At 71.6% G+C, this 14326-nt stretch carries 12 protein-coding genes; 4 read left to right on the top strand and 8 right to left on the bottom strand.

Going from position 1 to position 14326, the window contains the following annotated elements; all coding sequences use genetic code 11:
- Window positions 1-28: 28 nt before the first annotated feature.
- From C2L59_RS26745 to C2L59_RS26780, 8 genes are all read right to left on the bottom strand, one after another.
- Window positions 29-1522 (bottom strand): hypothetical protein, encoded by a 1494-nt coding sequence (locus C2L59_RS26745; RefSeq protein ID WP_103352252.1) that lies wholly within the window; start codon window positions 1520-1522, stop codon window positions 29-31.
- Window positions 1523-1631: 109 nt separating this feature from the next.
- A complete protein-coding gene (locus tag C2L59_RS26750; protein ID WP_103352253.1) occupies window positions 1632-2738 on the bottom strand; it encodes an acyl-CoA dehydrogenase family protein in 1107 nt (368 codons plus the stop codon).
- Window positions 2735-3919 (bottom strand): acyl-CoA dehydrogenase family protein, encoded by a 1185-nt coding sequence (locus C2L59_RS26755; RefSeq protein WP_103352254.1) that lies wholly within the window; start codon window positions 3917-3919, stop codon window positions 2735-2737. Before C2L59_RS26755 ends, C2L59_RS26750 begins: the two co-directional genes overlap by 4 nt.
- Window positions 3916-5139, bottom strand: a complete 1224-nt coding sequence (locus tag C2L59_RS26760; RefSeq protein ID WP_103352255.1) for an acyl-CoA dehydrogenase family protein — start codon at window positions 5137-5139, stop codon at window positions 3916-3918. The genes C2L59_RS26755 and C2L59_RS26760 overlap by 4 nt, the downstream gene beginning before the upstream one ends.
- Window positions 5140-6165 carry a phosphotransferase family protein gene (locus C2L59_RS26765; RefSeq protein ID WP_103352256.1) on the bottom strand — a complete coding sequence of 342 codons (1026 nt, stop codon included), beginning with the start codon at window positions 6163-6165 and terminating at the stop codon, window positions 5140-5142.
- A 104-nt stretch (window positions 6166-6269) separates the two neighbouring features.
- Window positions 6270-6722, bottom strand: coding sequence for a MaoC family dehydratase (locus C2L59_RS26770; protein ID WP_103352257.1), 453 nt, complete (start codon window positions 6720-6722; stop codon window positions 6270-6272).
- A gap of 5 nt (window positions 6723-6727) precedes the next feature.
- A complete protein-coding gene (gene fabG, locus C2L59_RS26775; RefSeq protein ID WP_103352258.1) occupies window positions 6728-7489 on the bottom strand; it encodes a 3-oxoacyl-ACP reductase FabG in 762 nt (253 codons plus the stop codon).
- 184 nt (window positions 7490-7673) lie between these two features.
- The gene (locus C2L59_RS26780; RefSeq protein ID WP_103352376.1) at window positions 7674-8795 is read right to left on the bottom strand and encodes an epoxide hydrolase family protein; all 1122 of its coding nucleotides are present in this window, start codon (window positions 8793-8795) and stop codon (window positions 7674-7676) included.
- Window positions 8796-9321: 526 nt separating this feature from the next.
- Here C2L59_RS26780 and C2L59_RS26790 point away from each other — a divergent pair.
- The 4 genes from C2L59_RS26790 to C2L59_RS26805 all read left to right on the top strand — a co-directional run bounded on the left by C2L59_RS26790 (window position 9322) and on the right by C2L59_RS26805 (window position 14289).
- The gene (locus C2L59_RS26790) at window positions 9322-9888 is read left to right on the top strand and encodes an ABATE domain-containing protein (RefSeq protein WP_103352259.1); all 567 of its coding nucleotides are present in this window, start codon (window positions 9322-9324) and stop codon (window positions 9886-9888) included.
- Between the two features lie 74 nt (window positions 9889-9962).
- On the top strand, window positions 9963-10913 hold the full coding sequence (locus C2L59_RS26795) for a GlxA family transcriptional regulator (protein ID WP_233223700.1): 951 nt from the start codon (window positions 9963-9965) through the stop codon (window positions 10911-10913).
- A 104-nt stretch (window positions 10914-11017) separates the two neighbouring features.
- A complete protein-coding gene (locus C2L59_RS26800; protein ID WP_103352261.1) occupies window positions 11018-11713 on the top strand; it encodes an alpha/beta fold hydrolase in 696 nt (231 codons plus the stop codon).
- A gap of 137 nt (window positions 11714-11850) precedes the next feature.
- Window positions 11851-14289, top strand: coding sequence for a beta-L-arabinofuranosidase domain-containing protein (locus C2L59_RS26805; protein ID WP_103352262.1), 2439 nt, complete (start codon window positions 11851-11853; stop codon window positions 14287-14289).
- Window positions 14290-14326: the final 37 nt, after the last annotated feature.

Here is a 14326-nt window from a genome sequence, read left to right on the forward strand (position 1 = left end):
GAAAATTCGCCCGAAAACTGAACTTTCTTCATGAAGACCCGAGCCGGTCGAGGTCCACCACGGCTTTGTCGACCGCGAAGACGTCCGCGGGCCGCCGGTCGCCGGCGAGCAGGGACACGTAGCAGCCGTAGTCGATGGCGTACCCGTCGTAGAGCCGGCCGGGGCGCCGCGGGTCGACCACGCCGCGCCGGAGGATGTGGAGCAGCCGCGCGTCGCAGAGGGTGTCGATCGCGGCCGGGCGGTCCCGTGCGGGCAGCAGGAACGTGCGGCACCGGCGCCGGCCCACCACCTCGTCGACCAGCAGGCTCAGGACGCGGTCGGCGTCGTCGTCCCGGCTGATCACCGACTGCTTGTCCCGCAGGTACCAGTCCCGCGCCGCCCGGCGGACGTGCGCCAGCGCGATCTTCTCGCCGTGGGCGTGCTGGGCGGCCAGCGCCGCGATGTTGATCGCGTCGCGCGGGACGCCCTCGGCCGCCCGGACCAGCTCGGGGAACGCGCCGGGGTGGAAGGCGGCGTCGACGAAGTCCCCGGGCCCCGACGTCCGCAGCATCGAGGTGAGGATCGGCCGGACGTGGTTGCCGAACAGCTCGCGGAAGAACGCCTGGGCCGCTTCCGGGGACTGGCCGAACACCAGGGCGTCGTCGAGGCTGACGGCGGACGCCGCGTCCGAGCCGACCTCGATGCCCAGGTAGTCCTCCTCGAGCGGGACGAAGAAGCGGGCCCGGTGCTCGATCGCGGCGATCTTCACCGTGATCCCCCGGACCGGCAGGACGCTGCGGCGCAGCAGGTCCGCCAGGAACGGCTGCAGGTCGAGGGGCACGCTGCTCCACTCGTCGAGCAGCAGCCACAGCCGGGCGGGCCGGACGCCGTCCGCCACGGTCTGCACGGCCCGGCTGAGCGGGCCGAACAACACGCGGTGCTGCTCGACACCGGTGCGCTTGCGGCGGTTCGACGCCGTCGCCGACGTCCGGTGCCGCGCGCCGGCCTTCGCACCACCCCGTGGCGTCACCGACACTTCCGCCGAGTGCTCCCGCTCGACGGCGTCGCCGAAGGTCTGCTCCTGTTCGGTTTCGCCGACGACCTCGACCTCGGTGGCCGCGGCGACCAGCGCGTCGAGCCCGCGCAGCAGCGTGTCCTGGTCCGCGGTCTTGCCGTCCACCGCCAGGGCGAACAGCCGGTCGTGGACGGCTTCGAGGGTGTCCACGAGCAGCTGCGTGCCGCGCTCGGCGGGGCTCAGCGCGGTGTTGGCGTACAGGCCGCCGGTCGACCCGATCGTGCGCAGGTCGAGGGAGATCGCGATGTCGCCGGTGCGTTCGGCGAGGTCGTGCAGGTGCAGCAGGGCGTGCGTCTTGCCGGTACCGCGGCGCCCGAAGAGGATCTGGTGGTCGGCGGAGTTGATCATCGCGGAGAACGACCCCGCGGCGACGTAGGTCGCGGCCAGCGTCGACCGGTCGGCGCCCTCGGCCCGCCGGGGGATGCGCATCAGGGCCTGGTTGAGGTGCAGCTGGATGGCCTGCGCCATGGGAGCCAGGGTACGGCAGCGAGCGCACCGCCCGGCACGGCCGAATGTGTGCCGGGTCCGGCGCGGCCCGGTTCCACCGGACGGCGGAACCGGGCCGCGAAGCGAAAACTCAAGCCGGCAGGTCGACCAGCTCCGCCAGCCGAGCGCGGTGCCGGCCCGGGGTGCCGAGGGCGAGCTCGTCCGCCTTGGCGCGCTTGAGGTACAGGTGCGCGGGGTGCTCCCACGTCATTCCGATGCCGCCGTGCAGCTGGATCGCCTCCTCCGTCGCCTTCACCGCGATCGGGGCGTTGCGGGCCTGCGCGACCGCCACCGCGATCGGCACGTCGGTGCCCGTGGCCAGCGCGTCCGCCGCGTTGCGGGCCGCCGCGCGGGCCAGGACGAGGTCCGTGTACAGGTTCGCCAGCCGGTGCTTGAGCGACTGGAACCCGCCGACCGGGCGGCCGAACTGGTAGCGGCCCTTGAGATAGCGCACGGTCTCGGTCAGCGCCCACTCCGCGACGCCCGTCTGCTCCGACGCCAGGATGCCCGCCCCGAACAGCAGGGCCTGTTCCAGCGCCGCGGCGGCCTCCGGACCCGACGCGACCAGGGTGGCCGCGGCGTTGTCCAGCGTCACGTCGGCCACCCGCCGGGTGAGGTCGAACGAGACCAGCTCCGACACCGTCGCCGCCGAAGCTTCGACCACGTACAGCGCGGGGCCGTCCGGGCCGGCGGCCGGGACGACCAGCAGGTCCGCCACCGACGCGTCGGCGACCGTGCCCACGCGGCCGCTCAAGGTGCCGTCCGCGGAAGCCGTCACCGACGACGGAAAGCCCGCGCCCGGCGCCGTCGACAGCGGCACGGCCAGCGCACCGATGGCCTGGCCCGCCGCCAGCTTCTCGACGAAGTCACGCGCGCCGACGTGCACCAGCGCCGTCGTGGCCAGCACCACGCTGCCGAGGAACGGCACCGGTGCGACGCAGCGGCCCAGTTCCTCGGCCACGACGGCGACCTCGCGGGCCGACGCGCCGTGGCCGCCCAGCTCCTCCGGCACCGCCAGCCCGGCCACGCCCACCTCGTCGGCCAGCGTGCGCCACAGCTTCAGGTCGTACGGCTCGGCCGTCTCCACGCGCGCCAGCAGCGCTTCGGCGCCGGCCTTGTCCGCGAGCAGGTCCCGGACCGAGGCCCGCAGGTCCTCTTCGACGTCGGAATAGAGCAGGTCACGCTGTGTTCGACTCATCGGGGGAGGTCCTTCCAGGCGACGTCCTTGTCGACGCGCGGCTCCGAGGGCAGCCCCAGCACGCGCTCGGCGATGATGTTGCGCAGGACCTCCGAGGTGCCGCCCTCGATGGAGTTGCCCTTCGCGCGCAGGTAGCGGTAGCCGGCTTCGCGGCCGGTGAAGTCGACGATCGCCGGGCGCCGGAACGACCAGTCGTCGTAGGCCAGGCCCTCTTCGCCGAGCAGTTCGACCTCCAGGCCGGTGAGCGCCTGGTTCAGCTCGGAGAACGCGACCTTCATGGCCGAACCTTCCGGCCCGGGCGCGCCCGCCGTCAGCTGCTGGCGCAGCCGGGTGCCGGCCAGCCGCAGCGTTTCCGCCTCGACCCAGCGCTGCACCAGCCGGTCACGCAGCTCCGGCGTGCGCAGCTCGGGCCGCTCGCGCCAGGTCTTCGCGACGATGCCGATCAGCCCGCCTTCGCGCGGCTGGACGTGCCCGCCGATCGCGACGCGCTCGTTCATCAGCGTCGTCTGCGCGACCTTCCAGCCCTCGCCGACCGCGCCGAGGCGCTGGGTGTCCGGGATCCGGACGTCGGTCAGGAAGACCTCGTTGAACTCGGCCTCGCCGGTGATCTGGCGCAGCGGCCGGACCTCGACGCCCGGGGCGGTCATGTCGCACAGGAAGTACGTCATGCCCTGGTGCTTGGGCACGTCGGGGTCGGTGCGGGTGACCAGGATCGCCCATTGCGACTCGTGCGCGCCGGACGTCCAGACCTTCTGGCCGGTGACGACCCAGTCGTCGCCGTCGCGCACCGCCCGCGTCCCGAGGGCGGCGAGGTCGGAACCGGCGCCGGGTTCGGAGAACAGCTGGCACCACACCTCCTCGCCGGTCCACAGTGGACGCAGGAAGCGTTCGCGCTGCTCCGGCGTGCCGAAGGCGAGGATGGTCGGCGCGGCCATGCCGAGGCCGATGCCGATCCGGCGCGGGTTGTTGTCCGGCGCGCCCGCGTCGGTGAACACGGTGTCCACAACGGACTGCAGGGCGCGCGGCGCGTTCTGCCCGCCGAGCCCGGCGGGGAAGTGGATCCAGGCCAGGCCGGCGTCGAACCGGGCGCGGAGGAACTCCATGCGGTCGGTCGACGCGGGGTCGTGCGAGGCGAGGAACCCGGTCGCCTGGCGGGTCAGGTCTTCGGCGGTGACAGTCACTTCGCGCCCTCCGAGAGGTACTTCTTCAGTTCACGCCGGGCCAGCGAGCGCTTGTGGACCTCGTCCGGGCCGTCGGCCAGGCGCAGCGTGCGGTTCCCGGCCCACATGGCGGCCAGCGGGAAGTCCTGGCTGACGCCGCCCGCGCCGTGCACCTGCACGGCCTTGTCGAGGATCCACTCGACGGTGACCGGGGTGGAGATCTTGATGGCCTGGATTTCGGTGTGCGCGCCCTGGTTGCCGACGGTGTCCATCAGCCACGCGGTCTTGAGCACCAGCAGCCGCTGCTGCTCGATCTTGACGCGGGACTCGGCGATCCAGTCCTGCACCACGCCCTGCTGGGCGATCGGCTTGCCGAACGCCTCGCGCGAAATCGCGCGGCGGCACATGAGTTCCAGTGCGCGCTCGGCCATGCCGATGGCGCGCATGCAGTGGTGGATGCGGCCCGGGCCGAGCCGCGCCTGGGCGATCGCGAAGCCGTCGCCCTCGCCGGCGATCAGGTTCTCGACCGGCACGCGGACGTCCTCGAAGAGCACCTCGGCGTGGCCGCCGTGGTCGCTGTCGTCGTAGCCGAAGACGTGCATGCCGCGCTTGACCGTGACACCCGGCGCGTCGCGGGGGACCAGGATCATGCTCTGCTGCTTGTGCGGCGCGGCTTCGGGATCGGTCTTGCCCATCACGATGAAGATCTTGCACGCGGGGTTCATCGCGCCGGAGATGTACCACTTGCGGCCGGTGACGACGTACTCGTCGCCGTCACGGCGGATGGCCGTCTCGATGTTGCGGGCGTCGGAGGAGGCGACGTCCGGCTCGGTCATCGCGAAGGCCGAGCGGATTTCCCCGTTCAGCAACGGTTCCAGCCACTGCTTCTTCTGGTCGTCGTTGCCGAACATGGCGAGCACTTCCATGTTCCCGGTGTCCGGCGCGGCGCAGTTGAGCGCGGTCGGCGCGAGCCGGATGCTGCGGCCGGTGATCTCGGCCAGCGGCGCGTACTGCAGGTTCGTCAGGCCCGCGCCGTGGTCGCCGGGGAGGAAGAAGTTCCACAGGCCGCGCCGGCGCGCCTCGGCCTTGAGCTCCTCGACGACCGGCGGGATGGCCCACGGGTCGTCGCGTTCGGCGAGCTGCTGCTCGAACACCGGCTCGGCGGGGTAGATGTGCGAGTCCATGAACTCGAGGAGCTGCCCGCGCAGCTCCTCGGTCTTCTCGTCGAACGCGAAGTCCATTTACTTCTCCTCTTTGAGAATCTCGTTGCCGTGCGCGACGAGCGGCGCGACCCCGGCCCCGACGCCTTCGAAACCCGCTCCGACCGTCTGGCCCTTGCTGAAGCGGTAGTAGATGCCTTCCAGGATCACGGCCAGCTTGAAGAACGCGAAGCTGACGTACCAGTTCAGCTGCGAGACGTCCCGCCCGGACAGCTCGGCGTAGCGGGCGACGACCTCGTCGGTGCCCGGGTAACCCGGCGCCGAGCCGGCGTTGGAGACGAACGGCAGGGAGACCTTGTCGCGCTCGGCGTAGGCCACCAGCAGCGCGAGGTCGGTGAGCGGGTCGCCCAGCGTCGACATCTCCCAGTCGAGCACCGCCGAGATCTTGTCGTTCTTGTCGACCAGCACGTTGTCCAGGCGGTAGTCGCCGTGGATGATCGACGGCGTGCCGGACGCCGGGACCGCCGCCGCGAGCCGCTCGTGCAGCTCGTCGATGCCCGGCAGGTCGCGGCTGCGGGAGGCGTCCAGCTGCTTCTTCCACCGCCGCAGCTGCCGCTCCAGGAAGCCGTCCGGCCGGCCGAAGCCGCCCAGCCCGACCGCGGCCGGGTCGACCGCGTGCAGGTCGACGAGCGTGCCGACCAGCGCGTCGGCCATCGCCCGGGTGCGCTCCGGGCCGAGCTCGCCCAGCTGGTCCGCGGTCCGGTACGGCGTGCCCTCGACGAAGCTCATCACGTAGAACGGCGCCCCGACGACGTCGGCGTCCTCGCACAGCAGCAGCGCTTCGGGCACCGGCACGGCGGTGTCGCGCAGGCCGGAGATCACCCGGAACTCGCGGCTCATGTCGTGCGCGGTGGGCAGCACGTGCCCGAGCGGCGGGCGGCGCACCACCCAGCGCGACCGGCCGTCGCCCACCACGTAGGTGAGGTTGGACCGGCCGCCCTCCACGACGTCCGCGGACAGCTCTCCGGCGACCAGGCCGGGCCGGTGCGCGTCCAGGTGGGCGCGCAGGCGGCCCAGGTCGAGACCCGGTGGGTCGGTCGGGCTCATCGTGCCTCCTCAGCCAGCATGACGGCATCATACCGACCAGTCGGTATGTCGTACAGAGGGACCGGAGCGGCACTTTCACGGGAAAGTGCCGCTCCCGGCCGTCGTCACGCGAGGAACCGGGTGACCCATTCGGCGACGCAAGCCGGCTTCGCTTCGCCGTCGATCTCGATCGTCCACCTCGAGACGGCCTGCTTGCCGCCCGGGATGTCGGTGATCTCCACCAGCTCGGCCCCGGCGCGCACCTTCGAGCCGACCTTCACCGGCTGCGGGAAGCGGACCTTGTTGAGGCCGTAGTTGATGCCCATCCGGATGCCGTTGACCTGGTAGATCTTCGGGCCGAAGGCCGAGAGCAGCGACAGCGTCAGGAAGCCGTGGGCGATGGTGCCGCCGAACGGGCCCGCGGTCGCCATCGGCTCGTCGACGTGGATCCACTGGTGGTCGTCGGTGGCGTCGGCGAACTGGTTGACCCGGTCCTGGGTGATCTTCAGCCACTCGCTGTAGCCGAGGTGCTCGCCGGCCGCGGCGGCGAACTCGTCGAGATTGGAGAACTCCCGCATCCGCCTCAGTCCTTCGGTCCGCCGGCGACGTAGATGACCTGGCCCGAGACGAACCCGGCGCCCTCGCTGACCAGGAACGAGGCCAGGTTGGCGATGTCGTCGGGCGTGCCGACGCGCTGCACCGGGATCTGCGACGCGGCGGCGGCCTTGAAGTCCTCGAAGCTCATCCCGATCCGCTCGGCGGTCGCCGCGGTCATGTCGGTGGCGATGAAGCCCGGCGCGATGGCGTTCGCGGTGACGTTGAACTTGCCGAGCTCGATGGCGAGGGTCTTGGTGAAGCCCTGCATGCCGGCCTTGGCGGCGGAGTAGTTGACCTGACCGCGGTTGCCCAGCGCCGAGGTGCTGGAGAGGTTGACGATCCGGCCGTACTTCTCCTGGGTCATGTACTTCTGCACCGCGCGGGTCATCAGGAAGGAACCCTTGAGGTGCACGCCGAGGACGGAGTCCCAGTCCTGCTCGGTCATCTTGAAGATCAGGTTGTCCCGGGTGATGCCGGCGTTGTTGATGAGCACGACGGGCGGCCCGAGCTCGTCGGCGACCCGGGTGACGGCGGCGTCGACCTGCTCGGCGTCACTGACATCGAGGGCGACACCGACGGCCTTGCCGCCCTTCGCCACGATCGCCTCGGCACCCTGCTTGACGCCGGCCTCGTCCAGGTCCAGCAGCCCGACGGCGAAGCCGTCATCGGCCAGCCGGGCAGCCACGGCGGCACCGATGCCGCGGCCGGCACCGGTGACCACGGCGACACGGGAAGGGGTATCGGTCACGGGGACCTCCTCGTCGTTGAGAAGCGGGCACGTGCCCGCGAGCCTACTAAGCGGTTGGTCACCGGACGATACGCGAAATCGGTCCCCCGTGTGGAGACACCATGCGCAGGATCATAACCACCGCTCAGAGGTGGCGAGGCCGATGCTCCACTCGGGGGAGCACCGGCTCCACGGCACCACGACGTCAGCGGACCAGGCGGAAAAACCCGCGCACCTGCTCGACCAGCGACTCCGGCTGCTCCAGCGCGGCAAAATGACCACCCCGCGGCAGTTCCTCGAACCAGCGCAGGTCGGTGAACCGCCGCTCCGCTTCGCGGCGTGACGGGCGGGTTATGTCGCGCGGGTAGATCGACAGCCCGGACGGCGCAGTCACTTCGTCCCGGAAGTGCGCGAAGCTCTCCCAGTACAGGCGCGCCGACGACGTGGCCGATGCGGTGAACCAGTAGACCGAGATCTCGTCGAGGATCTTCTGCCGCGACACCGCGTCCTCGGGGTGGCCGTCGTTGTCCGTCCAGGCCCAGAACTTCTCGGCGATCCACGCCGCCTGGCCCGCGGGGGAGTCGGTGAGGCCGTAGCCGAGCGTCTGCGGGCGGGTCGCCTGGATCGCCGAATACCCTCGGCCACTGCGTTGCATCTCCTTCTCCGCTTCGAGGTTCGCCAGCTCCGAGGGTGTCGGGTCGGCGAACGTGCCCGCCGCCACGGAGCCCAGGTTCAGGTGGACGCCGGCGACCCGTCCGGGCGCCACCTCGCCCAGGGCGCCCGACACCGCCGAACCCCAGTCGCCGCCCTGTGCGCCGTAGCGCTCGTAGCCCAGCGACACCATCAGCGTGTCCCAGGCGCGGGCGATGCGGGTGACGTCCCACCCGGTCGTCGCCGGCTTGTCGCTCCAGCCGTAGCCGGGCAGCGACGGGGCGACCACGTGGAACGCGTCCGCCGGGTTCCCGCCGTGGGCGCGCGGGTCGGTCAGCGGGCCGAAGACCTCCAGGAACTCGAGCACCGATCCCGGCCACCCGTGCGTGAGCACCAGCGGGAACGCGTCCGGTTCCGGGGAGCGGACGTGCACGAAGTGGATGCTCAGCCCGTCGACCGTGTCGCGGTACTGCGGGAAGGCGTTCAGGCGCTCGGCGAACCCGAAGTCGTAGTCCTCGGCCCAGCTGCGGCAGAGCTCCCGCGCGTAAGCCAGCGGCACCCCCTGCGACCAGTCGTCCACCGGCTCGGGCTCGGGCCACCGCGTCCGTCGCAACCGCTTTCGCAGATCCGCGATTTCGGCTTCGGTGACGCCGGCTTCGAACGGCTCGGCGGTCATGTCGGGTTTCCCTTCATCGGTGGGGAAGGCGCCGGGTGAGGCTGAGGACGAGGCCGGCCAGGGGGAGGGCCGCGAGCGCGGCGAGCGCCACCGGCACCGCCACGATGCCCGACAGGCCGCGACCACCGGGACCGGCCCGGTGCAGACCGCGACCACGAGCACCCCGGCGACGAGGACCCGGAACGGGCTCCACCGGGCCACCAGCCGGCCCGCGACCGGCATCGCGAGCGCGGAGGTCAGCGACCACGCGGCGAGGATCCACGCCGTGGCCCCGAACGGCACCGCGAGCGCGTGGCCGATGGCCGGCAGCGCCACCGACGGTGCGCCCAGCGCCACGTACATCGGCAGCACCAGCATCCCCAGCGCCAGCCCGAGCCGGCGCCCGTCCAGGGGCGGTTCCGTTCCGCTGCCGAGAACCCCTTCGGAGGGGCTCGGCTGCGGCATGGTCAGGTCCTCCCGGGGTAGGGTGTGACACGTGACAGGGCTTATGGGTGTCACGCTACAAGGCGAGCAGGAGACACGTCAAATGATTGATGCGTGTTACAGCGGGGAGGCTGTCCAGACGGCCGTCGACCTGGCCAACACCTGGAAGCCGGTCAAGGGGGAAGACGCGCTCGAGACCGTCGAGCAGCTCCGGGACTTCCTCGGAAACCATCCCGCGGCGGTACCGGCGCCGGGTTCGGCCGCGGCGCTCACCCGCGCCGATCTGGCCGAGGCCCACGTGGTGCGCGAAACGGTGCGTGCCGTGCTCGAACGGGCCGGCACCGATCCGGGTGAAGCCATGGCTCTGCTCAACGAGGGGCTGCGCCGCAGCCACGCCACCCCGGTGCTGCGCCGTGATCACGACCGCTGGTGGATCGAGGTCGCCGCCGGCGCCGATCAGTGCGCGGCGCACCTGGCCGCCACCACGCTCGGCGCGCTGGCTTCCGTGATCGCCACGCTCGGCCCGGCCCGGCTCGGCGTGTGCGCCGGATCGAACTGCCGGGGCACCTACGTCGACCTTTCGCGCAACGGCTCGAAGGAGTACTGCACCCGGGCCTGCGCACACCGGGCCAGTGTCGCGGCCTACCGGAAGCGGCGCAGCCCGCGGTGACCGCCCCGGCCGGATGTCCGAAGTGGACGTCCCGGCGCCTTGGCAGCCTCGCCACCGATCGCTAGGATCCTGCCGTGGCCCGGCATCGGATGGTCGTCGTCCTGCTCGACGACGTGCTGCCCCTCGACTACGCCATTCCGGTCCACGTGTTCGGCCGGGAGGCGCCGGAGGCCTACGACCTCGTGACGGTGTCCGTCGGCGGCGGTGCGGTGCCGGTGGCCGGCGGGACCTCGGTGGTTCCGGACGGCGGGTTGGAGCTGCTGCGCCGGGCGGGCACGATCGTCGTGCCGGGCTACGCCGACGCCGTGGACCGTGAGCTGCCCGGTTCGCTGGTGCGGGCGCTCGCCGGCGCGCACCGCCGGGGGGTCCGGATGGTGTCCATCTGCTCGGGAGCGTTCGCCCTGGCCCGGGCGGGAGTCCTCGACGGGCTGACGGTGACCACGCACTGGTCGTTGTGCGCGGAACTCGCCGAGCGCTTCCCCGCGGTCACGGTCGACCAGTCCGTGCTCGTGGCCGGCGCCGGGTCGGTCCTCACCTCGGGGGGTGTCACCGCGGGCGTGGACCTCTGCCTGCACCTGCTGAACGCCGACCTGGGACCGGCGGCCGCGCGGCACGTCGCGCGGCGCATCGTGATGGCGCCGCGGCCGGCCGACGGCCAGCAGCCGTTCGTGGAGCAGCGCGTCGTCCCGCCCGCCGACGACGTCATCGCCCGGGCCCAGCAGTGGATGCTCGTCTCGCTGGAGCAGAACCTGTCGGTGAAGGAGGTGGCCACGCGGTTCGCCATGTCGGAACGGACGTTCCACCGGCGCTTCCGCGAGCAGGCCGGCCTTCCGCCGTTGACCTGGCTGCGCGATCAGCGCATCGCCCGGACGAGGGAACTCCTGGAAAACTCGCAACTGTCCATAGCGGACATCGCCCGCCGCGTCGGTTTCGGCACCGCGGCCAACCTGCGCGTGCAGTTCCGCCGCGCGACGAACGTTTCACCCAGCGAGCACCGCAAGGCGTTCACCTTCGGCCGCGCCTGACCTCGGTGGCGGGAACGTTGCGATAGTCGGCAGTACTGCCACTGTCCGCGGAGATCTCCCGAGGCAAGACTCGGTGTCACACCGAGCCACCTCCAGGAGAATCCATGAACCAGCCGACCTTCGTCCTCGTCCACGGCGCGCTGACCGACGCCTCCGTGTGGCGCCGGGTTTCCGCGCGTCTGCAGGACGCCGGGTTTCCCGTCATAGCGCCATCCCTGCCCATGCGCGACTTCGACGGCGACATCGCCTACCTCAACCAGTTCCTGGACACCCTCGACGGCCCGCTGGTGGTCGCCGCGCACTCGTACGCCGGATCGGTGATCTCGGCCCCGGACGCGTTGACCGCGGAGGTCCGGTCCCTGGTGTTCGTCACGGCTTTCCAGCAGGACGCGGGGGAGACGGCGGGCGAGCTGAACGGCAAGTTCCCGGGCAGCCTGCTGATCCCGGAAAACCTGCTGGTGCGGCCCTACCCCGGCGGCGCGGAGGTCTACCTCCGCCCGGACAAGTTCGGTGAGGTCTACGCCGCCGACGCCGGGGCACGGGACCGGAGGATCCTCGCCGCCGCCCAGAAACCGTTCGACCCGGCCACGCTGGAGGGCACCTTCACCGGCGCCGCGAGCTGGCACACCCGGCCGTCACGGGCCGTGGTGTCCACTCAGGACAGATCGATTCCCGCCGAGGCGCAGCGGTGGATGGCCGAGCGAGCCGGGTCCACCGTCGTCGAGGTCGCCTCTTCGCACGCGGTCCTGCTGGTGCACCCGGACGTGGTGGCCGAGACCATCCTCGGCGCGGCGACCTGAGCACGGCGGTGACTGCTCGAACGAGCCGGTGCGGCCGGACAGAAACCGGCCAGGTCCCGCGGGAGCTGTTTACTGCGCCGGGCCGAGCCGGTATGACTGATTTACAACGTTGTAAATACGGGCGGAGGCCGATAGCCGTGTCGCTGAGCCGCAGGCAGTTCGTCGCCGGGACCGTCGCCGCCACCCTGCTGACCGGGGCGAATGCTCCGCAGGCCACCGCCGGCGTGCTGCGGTGCCGCAAGGTGGCCCCCGCGAAGGGCGGGCTCTACACGCCGAACGCGGCGCCGCTGCGGCCCGCCGCCTTCCTGAGGCTGCCGCCCGGGGCCGTCACCGCGCGGGGCTGGCTGGCCGGGCAGCTGAAACTGCAGCTCGACGGCCTCTGCGGGCACTACCCCGAGACGTCGCACTTCCTCGACTTCACCACCAGCGGCTGGGTGCACCCGGACCGCGCCGGCTGGGAGGAGGTGCCCTACTGGCTGCGCGGCTACGTCGACCTCGCCGCGGTCACCGGCGACGCCACCGCGCGCGCCACCGCCGCGAAGTGGATCGACGCCGTCCTCGCCACGCAGCAGTCGGACGGCTTCTTCGGCCCCACCGCCCTGCGGACCGCACTCGACAACGGGCCCGACTTCTGGCCCTACCTGCCGCTGCTGCAGGCGTTGCGGTCGTGGCAGGAGTACACCGGTGACGCGCGGATCATCCCGTTCCTCACACGGTTCCTCCGCTACATGAACGCCCAGGGCAAGAGCGCCTTCGACGCCAGCTGGGTGTCGGTTCGCTGGGGCGACGGGCTCGACAGCGTCTTCTGGCTGTTCAACCGCACCGGCGACGCGTTCCTGCTCGACCTCGCCGACAAGATCCACACCTACGGCGCGAACTGGGTCCGCACCCTGCCGAGCCTGCACAACGTCAACCTCGCCCAGGGGTTCCGCGAGCCGGCGCAGTACGCGGTGCAGACCGGCTCGGCGGACCTCACCCAGGCCACCTACCAGGACTACGACACGATCATGGCCGCCTACGGCCAGTTCGCCGGCGGTGGCTTCGCCGGCGACGAGAACGCGCGGCCCGGCTTCGGCGACCCGCGGCAGGGCTTCGAGACCTGCGGGATCGTCGAGTTCATGGCCAGCCACCAGCTGCTCACCCGGCTGACCGGCGACCCGCTGTGGGCCGATCGCTGCGAGGACCTCGCCTTCAACTCGCTGCCCGCGGCCCTCGACCCCGCCGGCCGGGCGGTCCACTACATCACCAGCGCGAACAGCGTCGACCTCGACAACGTCCCCAAGAGCGAGGGGCAGTTCCAGAACGGCTTCGCGATGCAGGCCTACCTGCCCGGCGTCGACCAGTACCGCTGCTGCCCGCACAACTACGGCATGGGCTGGCCGTACTTCACCGAAGAGCTGTGGCTGGCGACGCCGGACAACGGTCTGGCGGCGGCGATGTACGCGGCCAGCAGCGTCACGGCGAAGGTCGCGAACGGTGCCTCGGTGACCATCACGGAGGACACCGCCTACCCGTTCTCCGAGCAGATCACCTTCACCGTCCGGACCTCGCGCCGGCTCGGTTTCCCGCTGTACCTGCGGATCCCGGGCTGGTGCGCGGCGCCGACACTGGTCGTCGCCGGCACGGCGGTGGCCACGACCGCCGGGCCGTCGTTCGTCAAGGTCGACCGGACCTGGGCCGACGGCGACGTCGTCACGCTCACCCTGCCGCAACGCACCACCACGCGGACGTGGCCGGCGAACCACGGCTCCGTCTCGGTCGACCACGGCCCGCTGACCTATTCGCTGAAGATCGGCGAACGCTACGAAAGCCTGGGCGGCACCGCGCAGTTCCCGGAGTACGCCGTGCACGCGACGACGCCGTGGAACTACGGGCTGGTCCCCGACACGGCCCTGACCTTCACCGCGGCCGGCGCGCCGCTGCCCGCCAACCCGTTCACGCCCGGCACCGCGCCGGTCGCGATCACCGCGGCCGCGCGGAAGATCACCGAGTGGACCACCGACGACCAGGACGTCGTGACGCCGTTGCAGGCGTCCCCGGCCCGCAGCGAGGAGCCCGTCGAAACCATCACGCTGATCCCGATGGGGGCCGCGAGGCTGCGCGTCACGTCGTTCCCGACCGCGGCACCGGACGGCCACCCGTGGCTGCCGGGCGGCGGCGGGGCGGCGTTCCGGATCGTGAACCGCAACTCCGGCAAGGTGCTCGGCGTGGACCGGATGTCCACTGCGGACAGCGCGCGCGTCGTGCAGTTCGCCGACAACGGCACGGACGACCACCGCTGGCACCTGATCGCGAACGGCGACGGCTGGTACCGGATCCGCAACCACCACTCGGGCAAGGTGCTCGGCGTGGACGGGATGTCCACCGCGGACAGTGCGCTGGTGGTGCAGTTCGCCGACAACGGCACGGCGGACCACCTCTGGCAACCGGCCGACAACGGCGACGGCTGGTGGCGGCTGAAGAACCGCAACTCCGGCAAGGTCCTCGGCGTCGACGGAATGTCCACGGCGGACAGCGCGCAGGTCGTCCAGTTCAGCGACACCGGCACCGCCGACCACCTGTGGCAGCTGCGTTAGGTCATCGTGGTGCCATCCTTTTCTGGCCGGTCGGTCG

The sequence above is a fragment of the Amycolatopsis sp. CA-128772 genome, from assembly GCF_002904295.1.
Classification (GTDB): Bacteria; Actinomycetota; Actinomycetes; order Mycobacteriales; family Pseudonocardiaceae; genus Amycolatopsis.